Origin of the sequence: Microbulbifer sp. (assembly GCF_036563125.1) — a bacterium.
Classification (GTDB): Bacteria; Pseudomonadota; Gammaproteobacteria; order Pseudomonadales; family Cellvibrionaceae; genus Microbulbifer.
The window spans coordinates 1-17253 of record NZ_DATCMV010000157.1; the positions used below are offsets into that span (position 1 = coordinate 1).

Here is a 17253-nt window from a genome sequence, read left to right on the forward strand (position 1 = left end):
TTTGGCGCAAAATTGCGTTTTTTGACCCGCCAAATTCCGGGGAGGTAGCAAAATAATGTATTGGCATGAAAGTCATTAAGTGGGTTCCGTTTAATGCTTGATTTACAGTCGAAAAAGCTGCTTTTTGCGCATTTTTAATAAAATTCTATAAGGCGCCTAATAAGAAACCTCTATTTCCGTCCCCCTATTTTATTTTCTTTAATGCATCGTCCTACCGAAAAGGTTTTAATTCCCTGGAAAAATTTATTTCCCCGGGGGCGCCCGCCTTCGCTCTGTCGTCGGATGCTTTTTGCGGGAAATAAATAATCGGGAATCCATTTCAGCGGTACTCAAATTGCCCATACAGGGCATGCCCGTATTCGCGGGCGATATAACAACGACAATTTTGAACGGGAGCACAAACGGTGATTATTGCCATACCAAAGGAGACAGCGCCGGGCGAGGCGCGGGTCGCGGCAACGCCAGCCAGCGTACTGCGACTGCAATCGCTGGGCTTTGACGTTGTAATCGAACAGGGCGCCGGTGAAGCCGCCAAATTTTCCGATGCCGATTATGAAAAGGCGGGCGCCAAAATCTGCGCCAACGCCGCCGACTGCCTGGGCCAGGCCGGCCTGGTGTTGAAGGTGCAGTCGCCCTCGGATGCCGAGCTGGACCTGATCCCCGCCGGCGCCACGCTGATTTCCTTCCTGAAGCCGGCGCAGAATGGTGAGCTGCTGCAGAAACTGGCGGACAAGAACATCAATGCGCTGGCAGTGGAATCCATCCCGCGTATTTCCCGTGCGCAGAAAATGGATGCGCTGAGCTCGATGGCGAACATTGCCGGCTACCGCGCGGTGATCGAAGCGGCGCACGAGTTCGGCCGATTCTTCACCGGCCAGATCACCGCCGCCGGCAAGATCCCGCCGGCCAAGGTACTGGTGATCGGTGCCGGTGTGGCGGGTCTGTCCGCCATCGGCACCGCCAAGAGCATGGGCGCCATCGTGCGCGCCTTCGACACCCGCCCGGAAGTACGCGAACAGGTTGAATCCATGGGGGCGGAATTCCTCACCGTGGAAATTGAGGAGGACGGTTCCGGCACCGGCGGTTACGCCAAGCAGATGTCCAAGGAGTTCATCGACGCCGAGATGGCCCTGTTCCGCGAGCAGGCCAAGGAAGTGGATATCGTCATCACCACCGCACTGATTCCCGGCAAGCCGGCACCTAAGTTGTGGCTGGCGGATATGGTGGACACCATGGCCGACGGCTCTGTGGTGGTGGACCTGGCCGCGGAAATGGGCGGCAACTGCGACTACACCGAAGCGGACCAGAAGGTGGTGAAGAGCGGCGTGACCATCCTCGGTTACACCAACCTGGCGAGCCGCGCGGCCACCCAGGCTTCCACTCTTTACGCCACCAACCTGTGCCACCTGCTCACGGACATGACTCCGGAGAAGAATGGCCAGATCAACATCAACTTTGACGACGAGGCGATCCGCGGTGCCACCGTGGTGAAGGAGGGTTCCATCACCTGGCCGCCGCCCGCGCCGAAACTGTCCGCTGCGCCGCAGAAACCGAAAGAGGCGGCACCGCAGATCAAGGTAGAGCCGAAGCCGGCAAAGAAAACCTCCCCGCTGTCGCTGGTGGCCTTCTGGGCGGTGGCCGGTGCGCTGCTGCTGTTGCTGGGCAAATCCGCCCCGGCGGACTTCGTGGCCCACTTCACCGTGTTTGTACTGTCCATCTTTATCGGCTGGCAGGTGATCTGGAACGTATCCCACGCCCTGCATACACCGCTGATGAGCGTGACCAATGCCATTTCCGGCATCGTCATCATCGGTGCGCTGCTGCAGGTAGGTGCCACCGGTTCCCTGCTGGTGACTGTAATGGCGTTTGTGGCGGTACTGTTCGCCAGTATCAACATCTTCGGTGGATTCTTTGTAACCCACCGTATGCTGAAAATGTTCCGTCGATAAGGAGAAACAGACATGAACAGCGTTATATCCATGGCCTATCTGTTCTCCGCGGTGATGTTCATCCTGAGCCTCGGCGGACTGTCCACCCACGAAACTGCGAGACGCGGTAACTACTACGGCATGGTGGGGATGGCGGTTGCCATCATCGCCACCGTGGCCGGCATTACCGCCGGTGCCTACCTGCCCGTGGCCGTCGCCATGGGCGTGGGCGCGGTGATCGGCATTCACCTGGCGCGCAAGGTCGAAATGACCGCCATGCCGCAGCTGGTTGCCCTGCTGCACAGCTTTGTGGGCCTGGCGGCGGTGTTGATCGGCTGGGGTGGTTACCTCGATCCCCGTGTGAACCTTGAAGGTGCCGCGCACATCGTGCACAACTCCGAGATCTTCATCGGCGTGTTCATCGGTGCCATCACCCTGACCGGTTCCATCGTCGCCTTCGGCAAGCTGCAGGGACTGATCTCCGGCAAACCGCTGATGCTGCCGGCGCGTCACTGGCTGAACCTGATCGCGATTCTGGTGTGCGTATTGCTGGGCGCCTGGTTCATCCCCGCCGACGTTAGCTCCACCACCATCGTCTACCTGCTGGTAATGACCTCCATCGCGCTGCTGCTGGGTATCCACCTGATTGCGGCAATCGGCGGCGCGGACATGCCGGTGGTGATCTCGATGCTGAACAGCTACTCCGGTTGGGCCGCCGCGGCTACCGGTTTCATGTTGAGCAACGACCTGTTGATCGTGATCGGTGCGCTTGTGGGTTCCTCCGGTGCCATCCTGAGCTACATCATGTGTCGCGGTATGAACCGCTCCTTTGTCAGTGTGATCCTGGGCGGCTTCGGTTCCGACGGTGAAGTGGCTGACGGCGACAGCGAAGTGGAAGGTGAAGTGGTTGCCACTTCCCACGAGGAGCTGGCGGACGACCTCAATGCGGCCAACAGCATCGTGATCGTGCCCGGTTTCGGCATGGCCGTGGCCCACGCTCAACAGGCGGTGAGCGATCTCACCGACAAGTTGCGCAAGGCCGGCAAGACCGTGCGCTTCGGTATCCACCCGGTGGCGGGCCGTCTGCCCGGGCACATGAACGTACTGCTGGCGGAAGCCAACGTGCCATACGACATCGTGCTGGAGATGGAAGAGATCAACGACGATTTGCCGAAAACCGACCTGGTGCTGGTGATCGGTGCCAACGACACCGTCAACCCGGACGCGGTGGAAAAACCCGGATCCCCCATCGCCGGCATGCCGGTACTGGAAGTGTGGAAGGCGGGCAAGGTGGTGGTGTTGAAGCGCTCCATGGCCTCCGGCTACGCCGGCGTAGCCAACCCTCTGTTCTATAAGGAAAACTCGCGCATGCTGTTCGGCGATGCGAAAGAGAGCCTACAGAGCGTACTTGGCAAACTGACGCCGGCCTGATAATGGAACCGGCGGCGATCTTTTGATCGCCGCCGCTACCGGGTGACAACAGGGTCGCCCGGTAGCCCCCTCGGTGGTAACCTCTAACGCTTGCGTACCAATTATAAAAAGCGCCAAACATGCAAGCCTTGTCGAAAATCTCCCTTCGTTCGCTACAAATTTCCCTGATAGCTTCCGCGCTGTTTACCCTGAGTGGTTGTGGTGGCGGATCGTCCGGCAGCTCATCGCCAAGTCGCGACCGTGGTGACAACGACGTTGTCTGGCAGCAGGGCGTATTTCAGCCGGCGGAAACCTTTGCCAATCGCTGCGAGATACCGCGTATCGGCACCAATCCTTTTTCTGGCCGCCCCTATGCCGATGTAAAAGGCAGCACCCTGGATGAAAACAACTGGCTGCGCAGCTGGAGCAATGATCTCTATCTGTGGTACGACGAAATCGTCGATCGGAACCCGGCAGGTTTCGATACCGAAGCGTATTTCGAAACCCTGAAAACCACCGAATCGACCATGTCCGGAACACCCAAGGACCAGTTTCATTTTCTGGTGCCAACCGACGAATGGGTTGCGCAATCTCAATCGGGGATATGGGTCGGTTATGGATTGCAGTGGGCGCTGCTCAGTCCGACACCGCCGCGCGAAGCCGTGGTTGCCTACACCGAGCAGGAAAATGCGCCGGGACTGCCTCCGCGCGGCGCGCGGATTCTGTCCATCGACGGCTACAGCATTGACGTAAATACCCAGGCCGGCGTGGATGCACTGAATGCCGGCCTGTTCCCCTCCGCGGAAGGTGAAATACACCAGTTCCGGTTCCGCTATCTCGACGGTTCCGAGCACGAGTTCACGCTCACCGCTGGGGAAGTGGTTTCCGACCCAGTACAGAATATCAAAGTGGTCGACGGCGCAATGGGGCGTAAAGTCGGTTACATGCTGTTCAATGATCACATTGCCACTGCGGAGAAGGAGCTGGTGGACGGCGTAAGCTATCTGCGCGACCAGGGTATTGATGAACTGGTGCTGGATTTGCGCTACAACGGCGGTGGCTACCTGGCGATTGCCAGCCAGCTTGCCTACATGATCGCCGGTGATATGGCGACGGCAGGGCGGGTGTTTGAAACACTGAAATTCAATGACAAACACCCGGAGACTAACCCGGTTACCGGAGAGCCATTGCTGGGTACTCCTTTTTACAATGAGACCCTGGGTTTTTCCGCGGAAGGGGGGTTATTGCTGCCCAGCCTCGATCTCTCGCGGGTTTTCGTTCTGACCGGCCCCAATACCTGTTCCGCCAGCGAGGCGATTATCAACGGCCTGCGCGGTATTGATGTGGAAGTGGTGCAGATCGGCGATACCACCTGTGGCAAACCCTACGGTTTCTATCCCGCGGACAATTGCGGTACCACCTACTTCAGCATCCAGTTCCAGGGGATAAACAGTAAAGGCTTTGGTGATTACACTGACGGTTTTACGCCCGCCCCAAGCGGGGATTGGGGCGCGGAGGTGAATGGTTGCCCGGTCGGTGACGACTGGAATCATGCGCTGGGAGATGTTAATGAAGCGCGCTTTGCCACTGCGCTCAATTACATCAATAGCGGTTCCTGTAACCTGTATGGGGTGATGAGTGCGCGGGCAGTGGAGCCCGCCAGCGAACAGTCAACGGACTTTACCTTGCCCAAGGCGGCCTGGCGTGAAAACCGTATCTACGTGAGATGACGCTGTGAAATGGAAGCTTGCGAGGACGGTTATCGGTGTTAGCGCATCCGCGGTGTTGATATCGTGCGGGTCAATTGCTGCCGACGGGCCTGAGCAGCCGGCGCTGATCGTAAATCCCGAGCCGGCGGCGATTGCCCAGTTAGAGCAGGCGCTTGTTGAGGCCAACCACGGCGCCTCGGTGAGGGTTGCGAAAGATGTATTCAGTCACAGCAGTCGCCTGGCTCTGGAGCAGGGGCGGCAAGTGGATGGGCCGACGCGCCCGCTGACCGGCCGTGACCTCGGTAAACCCAGAATTTTCCGGCTGGTAAAAAACAGTGGCGGCTGTTGGCTGGTGCGGGCAGAGGATGGCCAGCGCTGGCATCTGGATAAGCTGACCTGTGTCCCCGAATAATTTGATAAGCGCAATTTGATTGAGGCCGAGCATACGGTCATCCACGTGAGGAAAGTGGATATTCCAGTAAGTAAAATTTTCAGTGAGTGAAAAATGACGAGAAGTTTCAAGAAATCCTGGCTTGCGGTTGTGGCGTTGCTGTGCGGAACATCGGCCATGGCAGAACCCCAGACCACCATCTTCATGGCCGGCGATTCCACCATGGCCATCAAGGAGATCAAGGATTACCCGGAAACCGGCTGGGGCGTACCCTTTGCGGTTTTTTTCGACGATGCCATCAAGGTTGATAACCGTGCAATGAACGGCCGCAGCACCCGCACCTTTATCGAGGAGGGGCGCTGGAAAGGCATCATGGATGAGATCAAGACGGGTGATTACGTGATCATCCAGTTCGGTCACAACGACGAATCGGAAAGCAAAAAGGACCGCTACACGCCACCGGCGCAATACAAGGCAAACCTGTCGCGTTTTATCAATGACGTACGCAAGGCCGGTGCCGAACCGATCCTGATGTCCCCCATCACCCGCCGCTACTTCGAGGGCGAGCACCAGATCCAGCACACCCATCCCTATGCGCCGCTGGTGCGGGAAGTGGCGGCTAAAGAAAAGGTGGAGTTCATCGATATGGAGGTGGTTACCCGCGAGTACTTCCAGGCTATGGGGGACAAGGATAGTGCGCTGCGCTTTATGCACATTGCACCGGACCTGCACCCGAATTACCCGCTGGGGGTGCGCGACGACACCCACCTGAACCAGCTGGGCGCGCGGGAGGTGGCACAACTGGTACTGGCGGAACTGCGCAAGCGTGAGCACGCGCTGGCCAAGCGCCTGCGTACCCCGGACCCTAAACATCTCGCGTTAAAATATTGATCGGATTCGGGTGCAGCGCTCCCAGTGGGAAAGGGCAGATTTACTGCCCTTTTTCTTTTTCGGGAACAAGATCTGGTGGCGCCCGATCGCACACAAGCGTCCGGTAGGGCATTGGCAATGTATTGTCCTTTACTTAATAGCTGGAGTAACTTTGGGGCAGATAACAACAATAGAGCCCCCAGATAATGCAGCTATTTTCCAGTGGTAGACGTTTTTCGGGTTTTGCCCTGATTTCCCTGCTTATTTCCAGCGCCTGTTTGGCTGGCAACGAAATCATTGATTTGCGTGTGCGCTACCAATTGCAGCGGGCGGATATCAGCAAAAATGCACTGGGTTTGCCTAGTGGGCACTTCAATCTGCGCGGTGACCTTACGGAGCCGGCTTCAGCTCCGGTGAGCGGGTTCGTCACGGGTGGCGCGTATTCCTCTGTAGATGCTCTGGCCCGTGCATTTGTTGCCGGCAACATGGCCATGTTTGATATCTCCGACCCGGATACGGAGTTACAGCTCCAGAGCGGCCAGGAGGATCGGTTTGGTACCCGGCATCTGCGGTATCGCAGACTTGTCAGTGGCTTACCCCTTGCGGACATGGAACTGATTTTTCATGTCGACCGGGACGGGCAAGTGCGCGGTGCAAACGGCAGTATTGTGCGTCTGACTGAGGGTTTGAAGGCGTACCTTGCAGATTTCTCCAGTTCGCCTCGCCGGTCCGAGGCGAGTGTCGTCCGGACCATTGCTGCCGACCTCGGTGTCGCAGCGTCGACACTGCACCTTGTGTCCGCTGAATTGACGGCACACCAGGATGCCCCCCATGTGCGCTGGCAGGTACAGGTGCAGGTTGGGAAGGGCATTTCTCTCCTTTCCTACAGCCTGGATGATGCCGATGGCGCGATCATCAAACGGGATGATCTGATCCAGAGACGACAGTTTGGGGAGGCTGCGAGATGAGCGTAATGTGTTTTCTTCCAGTCCGGTTCCGTGCTGCCGGAGTGCTGACGTCCATCGCACTGCTTAGCGCCTGTGGCGGTGGTGGTGGCGGTGGCGGTGGTGGTTCGGATGGCGATCAGCAAATGGTAAACAATTACCGGACAGTGGAATCGGGCAATTATTTTCGAACGCAATTTACTGTGGAGGCGGGGATCACTTACCAGATAGAGCTCGGTCAGCAGAATTGTACGGCCAGCGCAGCAGGCGACCCCAGTGCGAATAATGCCTGTTGTGCGCTGATGGTGAGTGATCCGGATTCTGCGGAGCCAAGCTGGGAAGACGGTTGGCACGAAATGGTAGCTGGCCCCTCATCGGTCCTGCGGTTGCCGTTTGATCCCTCGGTATCGGGAGAGCTCAAGGTTGCTGTATATGGCATCAATCCCTCACGGCTATGCCAGTTTGACGAGCTGGAAATTTCCGCCAGCGTTGATACCGCGCAGAGCATGCATTTTCTCCAGGGTACCGGCCAGAATGGCAAGGATTACCTTGTGGCCAGTACCGGCATCGATGGCAGTAATTACTTTCTGCGCGATGTGAGTCGTCGCGCGAGTCTGGCCGGTTCGGCTGGCAATGTGAATGCCGGAGAACTCCAGGCTTGGGCAAATATTTCTTCGCAACGCATAAATAGCATCGAAAAGGAGAGCCAGTATCCACTGGTAGAGTACCAGGCCGGCGACAGCTTCTGGGGTGGCAGCAACACCGACCTCGTGGACGCCCACGGGGGAACCGCGCTGGTACATGACTTCTTTCTCCAGGTTCTCGGTATCAATAGCTTCGATGGCAAGGGCGGCGCGATGCGCGCCTATCAGGACCTGCCATTTCCGTCCGAGGATACGACGTTTTGCGGCAATCCTGTGCCGCCCAATTCTCTCTACAATGCGTTCTATTTCGGTGGGGCCATCTATTACTCGACGTACGGCCAGCGGCTGAGCACATACTTTTATGGTCCGAGTGGGCGTCCGCCGCGAAGTCTCAGCGCGGCCCTGGATGTTACCGCCCATGAATGGGGACACGCGCTGACGGATCGTTACTCAATGCTGGAGTACGAGCGTGAGTCGGGAGCCCTGAATGAGGCCTTCTCCGATTGGATCGGGGTGGCGGTCGAGTGGTTTCGCGATGGCTATGTGAACTGGGAGCTGGGGGAGGACTCCGGCAGTGTAATCCGCGATATGGCCAATCCCCGCCGCTTCGGTGATCCCGATACGTACTTCGGGACCTATTGGCAGCGAACGGACGGTGCCTGGTGCCCCATCCCCGATATCTGTGAAAACGACTACTGCGGGGTGCACGGCAACAGCGGCGTCGCCAACAAGATGTTTTCTCTGTTGGTAGAAGGTGGGAGCCACAACGGGATCTCGGTTCAGGGCGTGGGCATGGAGACCGCCATCCGGATCGCTGTTGATGCTAATCGCTATTACTGGGGCGCAACGGAAACCTTTGCCAGTGCCCGTGCTGGAATGGAGTCGGCGGCATTCAACTACGGCGACGAGGCCGTTCGGCAGGTCGGATTGGCGTGGCAGGCTGTTGGGGTGGGTGGGGACCCGCTGCAGCCAGTGAGTCTGTAGCTGGTCGAAGAGTGATGAAGGCGGCGATGTGCGTCGCCTTCATCTCTGTGCGGAGTGGCTATTTTATTAGCGCAACAGGTTGGAGAGCTTGGCGTTGGGCTTGTCTGCCTTGCGGAAGATCAGTGCGATTTTGCCGATTTCCTGTACCAGTTCTGCGCCGCTTTGCTGACACAGCTCCGCGATCAGTTCACGACGGACTTCGCGGTCATTTACGGCCAGTTTGACCTTGATCAGCTCATGGTCATCGAGGGCGCGATTCAGTTCTGCCGCCACCCCTTCGGTCAGGCCATTCTCGGCGACAGTGACCACGGGCTTCAGATTGTGACCGATGGTGCGCAAGGCTTTTTTACGGTCGGCGGTTAAAGGCATACAATACTCCATCCTTAAATCGCGGCAGAGGCTGCCGCTGTGGGCAGGCAGTGCAATTCCCTACATTGTTGTACATAGGTAATGTGTACAAGCGTAGAGGAACAGAGCCTGCTGTCATACGAAAGTGTGGTCAGCAGCAGCGTTGCATGTGCCCGCCTCTATCAACCCCAGTCCCGGTCAGCCGCGCAGGTATTTGCGGCGGGGCCCGGATTTCAGCGATGTATTGTAACTGATGGCCCGATCAAAGAGCAGCCACCGTTGGCTGCGCGAACATTTCAACGACCCCTATGTCAAACAGTCCCAGAAAGACGGCTACCGCTCGCGGGCGTCTTACAAACTGCAGGAGCTGAATGACAAAGACCGCCTGTTCAAGCCAGGTATGACGGTAGTGGACCTGGGGGCCGCCCCCGGCGGCTGGTCCCAGGTGGCGGCGCAACTGGTGGGTCACAAGGGCCGGGTACTGGCCTCCGATATCCTGCCGATGGACGCCCTGGCCGGGGTGGACTTTGTGCAGGGAGACTTCACCGAAGAGGCGGTGTTCGACGAACTGTTGGAAAAGCTGGGTGAAGAGCGTGCCGACCTTGTGATTTCCGATATGGCCCCCAATATGAGTGGAGTGCGCGCTGCAGACCAGCCCGCCGCCATGTATCTGGTGGAGCTGGCAGTGGATATGGCGCGCCAGACCCTGAAGCCCGGCGGTGCCTTTGTGGCCAAGGTGTTTCAGGGGGAGGGCTTTGACGAACTGATTCGTGACCTGCGCAGTCAGTACCAGTCGGTTGTCACCCGCAAGCCCGGTGCATCCCGACCGCGCTCACGGGAAGTCTATGTGGTGGCACGTGGCTTCAAGGGCTGACGACCAGCAAGTCTCCGTTTTTTTGGAGCGGGCGTCCCGGTATGGTAAAAGGACTGAGTGACCGAATCCTGAATTCGGACGCCAAATCACCACGGTAGCGGCCCCTTGTCCGGGCCACGTGACCGGAACGACAGAATTACGATTTTCGCCGCCTATACTGGGTGGAATGGAATTACCTGCTAAGGCAATGGCAAGAGGGCATACCCTTTGAACGATATGGCAAAGAATCTGGTGTTGTGGCTGATCATCGCGGCGGTACTGCTGATGGTCTTCCAGAACTTCAAGCCGCAATCCAGGGACGAATCCCTCAGCTATTCCCAGTTCGTGCAGGATGTGCAGTCCGGCCAAGTGAAGAACGTGATGGTGGATGGCCTGGTGATCACCGGGGAAAAGGCCGACGGCAGCCGTTTCAAGACCATTCAGCCGCAGATCATCGACGACGAGCTCACCAATGAAATGGTGCGCGGCGGTGTGCAATTCAACGGCCGCGAGCCGGAATCTCCCAGCATCTGGCAGCAGCTGCTGGTGGCCAGCTTCCCGATCCTGATCATCATTGCCGTATTCATGTTCTTCATGCGCCAGATGCAGGGCGGTGCTGGCGGTCGCTCCGGCCCCATGGCCTTCGGCAAGAGCAAGGCGCGTCTGCTGGGTGAAGACCAGATTAAGACCACCTTCGCCGACGTGGCGGGTGTTGATGAAGCCAAAGAAGACGTACAGGAGCTGGTAGAGTTCCTGCGCGATCCGTCCAAATTCCAGCGTCTCGGTGGTGCCATCCCCCGCGGTGTATTGATGGCGGGTCCTCCTGGTACCGGTAAAACCCTGCTGGCCAAGGCCATTGCCGGTGAGGCCAAGGTGCCGTTCTTCTCCATTTCCGGTTCCGATTTCGTGGAAATGTTCGTGGGTGTGGGTGCGTCCCGCGTGCGCGATATGTTCGAACAGGCCAAGAAGCAGGCCCCCTGTATCATCTTCATCGATGAGATCGACGCGGTCGGTCGTCACCGCGGTGCCGGTGTCGGCGGCGGTCACGATGAGCGCGAGCAGACCCTGAACCAGCTGCTGGTGGAAATGGACGGCTTCGAAGGCAACGAGGGCGTTATCGTCATCGCCGCCACCAACCGTCCGGACGTGCTCGACTCCGCGCTGTTGCGCCCGGGCCGTTTCGACCGCCAGGTCTTTGTCGGCCTGCCGGATATCCGCGGCCGCGAACAGATCCTGAAAGTACACATGCGCAAGGTGCCGCTGGACGAGCGTGTCGACCCGCAAACCATTGCCCGCGGGACCCCCGGCTTCTCCGGTGCCGACCTCGCCAACCTGGTGAACGAGGCCGCCCTGTTCGCCGCCCGCGCCAACAAGCGCATGGTGACCATGGATGAGTTCGAGCGCGCCCGCGACAAGATCATGATGGGTGCCGAGCGCAAATCCATGGTGATGAACGAGAAGGAAAAGACCAATACCGCCTACCACGAGGCCGGTCACGCCATTATCGGCCGCCTGGTGCCGGAACACGATCCGGTGCACAAGGTCACCATCATTCCCCGCGGCCGTGCGCTGGGTGTTACCCAGTTCCTGCCGGAAGAGGACAAGTACAGCCTGTCCAAGCGCGCGCTGGAATCCCAGTTGTGCTCCCTGTTTGGCGGTCGTATTGCGGAAGAAATGACCCTGGGTCTCGACGGTGTCACCACCGGCGCTTCCAATGACATCGAGCGCGCTACCGATATCGCGCGCAACATGGTGACCAAGTGGGGCCTCTCCGAGAAGCTCGGCCCACTGCACTACGGTGAAGACGAATCTGGACAGCCCGGTCACGGCAATCCGATTTCCGGCAAGACCTCCAATGAGATCGACGAAGAAGTCCGCCGTATTATCGATACCTGCTATGCCCGCGCGAAAAAACTGTTGGAGGATAACCGCGATATTCTCGAGGCGATGAAAGACGCGCTGATGGAATACGAAACCCTGGACGCCGAGCAGGTGGATGACCTGATGGGCCGGCGCAAGGTGCGTCCGCCGCGGGACTGGCACGACAGTGATTACACCGGTGGCGGCCCTGCCGACGATCTGAAGGAAAGCGAAGCCAAGCCAAAAGACGGCGACAGTCCCGTCGGTGGCCCGGTCAACGGCCACTGACCGCTACTTCGAAGAGAGCTTTTCGGTGTATTTCACACCAGTTACAAAACGGGCCTCCGGGCCCGTTTTGCATTGTTTCGGTCTAGCGAAGACACAACGAATAATTCGCGCAAATGCGCCCCGGCCCCCTCTATCGACCTGACCTTATGAAGTTGAACTGCGGCAAGCACATCCTCGATCTCAACCGCCCTCAGGTGATGGGAATCCTGAATACCACCCCGGACTCATTTTCCGATGGCGGCAGCTACTATGCCGATGGTGGGCTCAATCTGGATCTGGTGTTGCGCCGTGCGCAGCAGATCCAGGAAGAGGGTGGCACCATCGTGGATATCGGTGGGGAGTCCACTCGCCCCGGTGCGGCGGTGGTTAGCGAGCAGCAGGAGCTGGATCGCGTGGTGCCTGCGGTGGAAGCGATCAGCAAGCGCTTTGACCTGGTTATTTCCGTGGATACCAGTACCCCGGCCGTGATGCGGGAATCCGCTGCCGCCGGCGCGGGCCTGATTAACGATGTGCGAGCACTCACTCGCGCGGGAGCGCTGCAGGCAGCGGCCGCTACCGGCCTGCCGGTGTGTGTCATGCATATGCAGGGGGACCCTGGGACCATGCAGGCGAACCCGGAATATGCCGATGTGGTGGGCGAAGTGCGCGCCTACCTCGACGGGCGCCTCGCCGCCTGTGAGGCCGCGGGCATTCCCCGGGAAAAGGTGGTCTACGACCCGGGCTTCGGTTTTGGCAAAAACGACGAACATAACCTTGAATTACTGCGGCGCCTGCCGGAACTGGCATCGCCCGACCTGCCACTGCTGGTGGGGTTGTCGCGCAAATCCATGATCGGCCGCCTGCTCGACCGCTCTGTGGAGGAGCGCCTGCCAGGCAGTCTGGCGCTGGCAATGCTGTCGGCGCAGCGCGGTGCGCACATCATCCGCGTGCACGATGTGGCCGCGACAGTGGATGTACTGAAACTGCAACAATTGGTGGACCGCCCCTGAGACGGCGGATCACGGAGGTCGTGCAAAATTGAACGACCGGCAAACGGGGATAATGAGAGTTAAGCGATGACGAGAAAATACTTCGGCACAGACGGTATTCGCGGCCTGGTGGGTGAGGGTGTAATCACTCCGGATTTCATGCTGCGCCTGGGCTATGCCGCCGGCAAGGTGCTCGGCGCCAACCGTCAGGGCAAGGGGCGCAGTCGTATTCTCATCGGTAAGGACACCCGGGTATCCGGCTACATGTTCGAGGCCGCCCTCGAGGCTGGGCTGATCAATGCCGGTGTCGACGTCGGCCTGCTGGGCCCCATGCCCACCCCGGCCATCGCCTATCTCACCCGCACCTTTCACGCCCAGGCGGGAATCGTTATCAGTGCCTCGCACAATCCCTATCACGACAACGGCATCAAGTTCTTCAGTACCGACGGCAGTAAACTTCCGGATGAAGTAGAGCACGAAATTGAAGCGGCACTGGAACTGCCCATGGAGACCGCCAGCGATCTGGGCAAGGCCTGGCGAATCGACGACGCCGTCGGTCGCTATATCGAATTCTGCAAGGCCAGCACCCCCTGGCGCTACTCCCTGCAGGGGCTCCATATCGTGCTCGACTGCGCCAATGGCGCCACCTACCACATAGCGCCAAAGGTATTCCGCGAGCTGGGTGCCGAGGTGCACGCCATCGGCATCCAACCGGACGGCCTGAACATCAATCTGGACTGCGGCTCCACCAAGCCCCAACAGCTGCAGAAGGCGGTAGTGGAGCGCGGTGCCGATCTGGGGATCGCGTTTGATGGTGATGGTGACCGCGTCATGTTCGTGGACCGACACGGCAACCTGATCGACGGAGACCAGTTGCTGTTTATCATCGCCATCCACCGCCAGCAGTTCCTCGGTGGTTGCAACGGCGTGGTCGGTACCCTTATGAGTAACTACGGGTTCGAGCTGGCGCTGAAAGACCGCAAAATCCCCTTTGCCCGCGCCAAGGTGGGCGATCGCTACGTGCTGGAGATGATGTACAAGAATGGCTGGACCCTCGGCGGTGAGTCCTCCGGCCATATCGTGTGCACCGATGTCACCACCACCGGCGACGGCATCATCTCCGCGCTGCAGGTACTGCGCGCGGTAAGTGACTTCGGTGAGTCCCTGGACCAGCTCAGCCAGAAGATGCAGATGCTGCCGCAGCACATGATCAATGTGCGCCTCGCCAGCCGCGACGGCGTGCTGGAGCACGGTGATGTACAGGCCGCGGTGACTCAGGCGGAGTCCACCCTCGCCAACAATGGTCGCGTGCTGTTACGCCCCTCTGGTACCGAGCCGTTGATCCGGGTCATGGTCGAGGGCAAAGACGCTGCGCTGGTCGAGCAGTTGGCTGCGGATATTGCCAGTGTCGTGGAGCGGGTGGGTAACGCCTGAGCACTCGCCCACCGTCGGAAGCCATTGAAAAATCAATAAATATCCGAAAACGCCGGTTGTATGTTTCCGGCAATACCGATAAGATTTGCGCCCCTTGGAGGAGCACCGATGCGAAAAACACTGGTAGCTGCCAACTGGAAAATGCACGGCACCAAAGCGTTTGCCGAGCAACTGTTGGCCGAGCTGAACAGCGGACTGGAGTCCGGCGAATGCTCCGCCGAAGTAGTGATCTGCCCCCCCTTCCCCTACCTCGGTGTAGTGGGTGCGGCGGCAGAAAATGTGGAACAGGTAGCCTTGGGGGCGCAGAACCTCAGTGAGCAGCCCTCCGGTGCCTATACCGGTGAAGTTTCCGCGGAAATGCTGCTGGATTGTGGTGCGCGCTACGTGATCGTAGGTCACTCCGAGCGCCGCAGCCTGTACGGGGAAAGCAGCGAGCTGGTCGCGGCCAAGTTTGCCGCCGCCAAGAGCGCGGGCCTGATGCCGATACTCTGTGTAGGAGAGTCGCTGCAGGAGCGCGAAGCTGGGAATACGCTGAAGGTAATTGCCGAACAGATTCAGGCCGTTGTCGATCTGGACCTGGAAAATACCTGGCAGAGCGCCGTTATCGCCTACGAGCCTGTATGGGCCATTGGCACCGGCAAGACCGCCAGCCCGGAACAGGCGCAGGAAGTGCACCAGTTTATTCGCCAGCAACTTGGTGAAGCGGGGCCGGCAACGCAGATTCTCTACGGTGGCAGCGTTAAGGCAGCCAATGCCGCAGAGCTGTTTGCCAGAGAAGATATCGACGGCGCCCTGGTGGGCGGAGCCTCTCTGCAGGCTGACGAATTTATCAAGATCTGCCGCGCCGCTGATTGAGCGCAACAGGTCGAAATTTTTAGAGCAAGGGCAGCTGCCCATAGCAGGTTTTCTGGACAATGGAAAAACTGGTTTTAGTAGTTCACATCCTCACTGCGCTGGGTATTATCGGCCTGATTTTGCTGCAGCAGGGCAAGGGTGCGGAAGCGGGTGCCTCCTTTGGTGCGGGCGCGTCTCAGACCGTTTTTGGTAGCCAGGGCAGCGGAAATTTCTTTTCCCGCTTGACTGGAATTCTGGCCACTGTATTCTTCGCCACCAGCTTCGGTCTGGCAGTACTGGCCAGCCGCGACGTAGCTCCGGAAATGGACGGTATCCCGCAAGTTCCGGCCGCGGTAGAATCCCGCGATCAGGAAGTACCTGCAGTGATCGAGAGCGACGTCCCTGAAGTTCAGGAAGCAGCTCCGGCGGAAGGCGAACTTCCCGCAGCAGAAGAAGCCCCCAAGGCTGAACTGCCGGAAGCAGGCGCTGAAGAGCAGAGCGAAGAAAAAACTGAGGAGCAGCCTCAGTAAGCCGAAAGGCTGAAATCAAAAACTGAAAAGTTTTTGCCCAGGTGGTGGAATTGGTAGACACGCTATCTTGAGGGGGTAGTGAGCATAGCTCGTGCGGGTTCAAGTCCCGCCCTGGGCACCACATCAAAGACCAGAGAGATCTGGTAACAATCCGGAAGGCCCCGCACTGCGGGGCTTTTTCGTTTCTGGATAGTCCAACAAGGTCCAGCGCAGTACCCCCACATCCAGGGGTATGATTGGGTGTACCGGTATTGCAGTGCCAAATTGGTATCCCCACATTCCCCGGAGAGCCCCGCATGGTGCCGGCTCACGCCCAAGCCAAGAACTTTCGACCAGATGGTGTATTCATAACGCTTCACTCCCTGTATCTCATTTTTACCTACGTCTGTAGCTGCCCCACTTACCAGGGTGGAACTCTCATCTAGATAAGGGTTGTTGCAAGCGAGGCTCCCCTGATGTGTACATGTCCAAACGATCGAACGGAATACTGTTTGCGTTACCATAACGTGTAGCGCTGATCGCTCTTTGCTCACTCATCTTGCGCGCTTAGCGTTAGAAATTGGAATTGGTTGAAATGTGACCACTTTACAGCGGTGTAAGAGAGTAGAGTCGAGAGCTTTATTCCGAAGAGGAATTTATCATCAGGAAAATTATAGTTTTTGGTTATATTCGCCGCTTTTCTTCAACGCTCAGAAGTGTCCAATCGAAAAGTTGAATTAACTAAGTTGTATCGGGCATACTTCAACAAGCTACCCAATTTCCATGACGGTGACTTGGCTCTAGCTCGTTGATAATAATTTTAATAAAGCTGTGAGAGGAGGGTTATGTTGAATACTGATCCGGCAGAGAGCACATTCAAGCCGAGATCGACGGCTGTAATTACCAGGTTCCTCATCCGGATGTTTACCCAAGAGGGGCTGGATGTCAGTCAAATATTGGAACGTTCCGGCATTGACGCCAAGCAAGTCGCTGACCCACTGGCGCGGATTCCCCATGAAAAACTAATAAAAATGTGGGAGGTCGCCGGGGAGTTGAGTGGTGACCCATACTTTGGGCTTCACCTTGCAGCCAAGGTTCCAGTTGTCCCTTTTAATGCGGGGGATTATGCGGCAATGACGAGTAAAAATCTCCGTGAATCTCTCTATAATTTTTCCCGATACATAAGACTAAATAGCGATGCTGTGAAGCTGGAAGTTCAATTCAATCCAGACTTGACCCATATCGTTGCGGACTTGTCGGGAGGTGGAAAACCCAATAA

General features: G+C 58.1%; 15 protein-coding genes and 1 tRNA gene. 15 read left to right on the forward strand and 1 reads right to left on the reverse strand.

The genetic code is table 11. The features are described from left to right. Positions 1-404 precede the first annotated feature (404 nt). The 7 genes from VIL80_RS13260 to VIL80_RS13290 all read left to right on the forward strand — a co-directional run bounded on the left by VIL80_RS13260 (position 405) and on the right by VIL80_RS13290 (position 8880). On the forward strand, positions 405-1949 hold the full coding sequence (locus VIL80_RS13260) for a Re/Si-specific NAD(P)(+) transhydrogenase subunit alpha (protein WP_332036572.1): 1545 nt from the start codon (positions 405-407) through the stop codon (positions 1947-1949). Between the two features lie 12 nt (positions 1950-1961). Next, entirely contained in the window at positions 1962-3359 is a 1398-nt protein-coding gene (gene pntB / locus VIL80_RS13265) for a Re/Si-specific NAD(P)(+) transhydrogenase subunit beta (RefSeq protein WP_332036573.1), read from the forward strand. A 119-nt stretch (positions 3360-3478) separates the two neighbouring features. Then, entirely contained in the window at positions 3479-5068 is a 1590-nt protein-coding gene (locus VIL80_RS13270; protein ID WP_332036574.1) for a S41 family peptidase, read from the forward strand. Between the two features lie 4 nt (positions 5069-5072). Then, positions 5073-5459, forward strand: a complete 387-nt coding sequence (locus tag VIL80_RS13275; protein WP_332036575.1) for a hypothetical protein — start codon at positions 5073-5075, stop codon at positions 5457-5459. A gap of 156 nt (positions 5460-5615) precedes the next feature. After that, entirely contained in the window at positions 5616-6329 is a 714-nt protein-coding gene (locus tag VIL80_RS13280) for a rhamnogalacturonan acetylesterase (RefSeq protein ID WP_414684563.1), read from the forward strand. Positions 6330-6514: 185 nt separating this feature from the next. Then, positions 6515-7276, forward strand: a complete 762-nt coding sequence (locus tag VIL80_RS13285) for a hypothetical protein (RefSeq protein ID WP_332036577.1) — start codon at positions 6515-6517, stop codon at positions 7274-7276. After that, a complete protein-coding gene (locus tag VIL80_RS13290) occupies positions 7273-8880 on the forward strand; it encodes a M4 family metallopeptidase (protein ID WP_332036578.1) in 1608 nt (535 codons plus the stop codon). Before VIL80_RS13285 ends, VIL80_RS13290 begins: the two co-directional genes overlap by 4 nt. 66 nt (positions 8881-8946) lie before the next feature. Here the strand turns inward: VIL80_RS13290 and yhbY are convergent, their stop codons facing one another. Next, on the reverse strand, positions 8947-9249 hold the full coding sequence (yhbY, locus tag VIL80_RS13295) for a ribosome assembly RNA-binding protein YhbY (RefSeq protein ID WP_332036579.1): 303 nt from the start codon (positions 9247-9249) through the stop codon (positions 8947-8949). A 232-nt stretch (positions 9250-9481) separates the two neighbouring features. Between yhbY and rlmE the strand changes: the two genes are divergently transcribed. The 8 genes from rlmE to VIL80_RS13335 all read left to right on the forward strand — a co-directional run. Then, a complete protein-coding gene (rlmE, locus tag VIL80_RS13300; protein ID WP_332036580.1) occupies positions 9482-10102 on the forward strand; it encodes a 23S rRNA (uridine(2552)-2'-O)-methyltransferase RlmE in 621 nt (206 codons plus the stop codon). Between the two features lie 216 nt (positions 10103-10318). Continuing rightward, positions 10319-12229, forward strand: coding sequence for an ATP-dependent zinc metalloprotease FtsH (gene ftsH, locus VIL80_RS13305; protein WP_332036586.1), 1911 nt, complete (start codon positions 10319-10321; stop codon positions 12227-12229). 146 nt (positions 12230-12375) lie between these two features. Beyond that, on the forward strand, positions 12376-13218 hold the full coding sequence (folP, locus tag VIL80_RS13310; protein ID WP_332036581.1) for a dihydropteroate synthase: 843 nt from the start codon (positions 12376-12378) through the stop codon (positions 13216-13218). A gap of 66 nt (positions 13219-13284) precedes the next feature. Continuing rightward, positions 13285-14631: a phosphoglucosamine mutase gene (gene glmM, locus VIL80_RS13315; RefSeq protein ID WP_332036582.1), complete on the forward strand. Its 1347-nt coding sequence runs from the start codon at positions 13285-13287 to the stop codon at positions 14629-14631. A 108-nt stretch (positions 14632-14739) separates the two neighbouring features. Continuing rightward, a complete protein-coding gene (gene tpiA / locus VIL80_RS13320) occupies positions 14740-15486 on the forward strand; it encodes a triose-phosphate isomerase (RefSeq protein WP_332036583.1) in 747 nt (248 codons plus the stop codon). A 59-nt stretch (positions 15487-15545) separates the two neighbouring features. After that, a complete protein-coding gene (secG, locus tag VIL80_RS13325) occupies positions 15546-15995 on the forward strand; it encodes a preprotein translocase subunit SecG (protein ID WP_332036584.1) in 450 nt (149 codons plus the stop codon). Positions 15996-16030: 35 nt separating this feature from the next. Continuing rightward, positions 16031-16116 (forward strand) — tRNA-Leu (locus VIL80_RS13330). Between the two features lie 703 nt (positions 16117-16819). Next, positions 16820-17253, forward strand: a 434-nt coding sequence (locus VIL80_RS13335; protein WP_332036585.1) for an AraC family transcriptional regulator ligand-binding domain-containing protein, incomplete at its 3' end; no start/stop codon positions are given.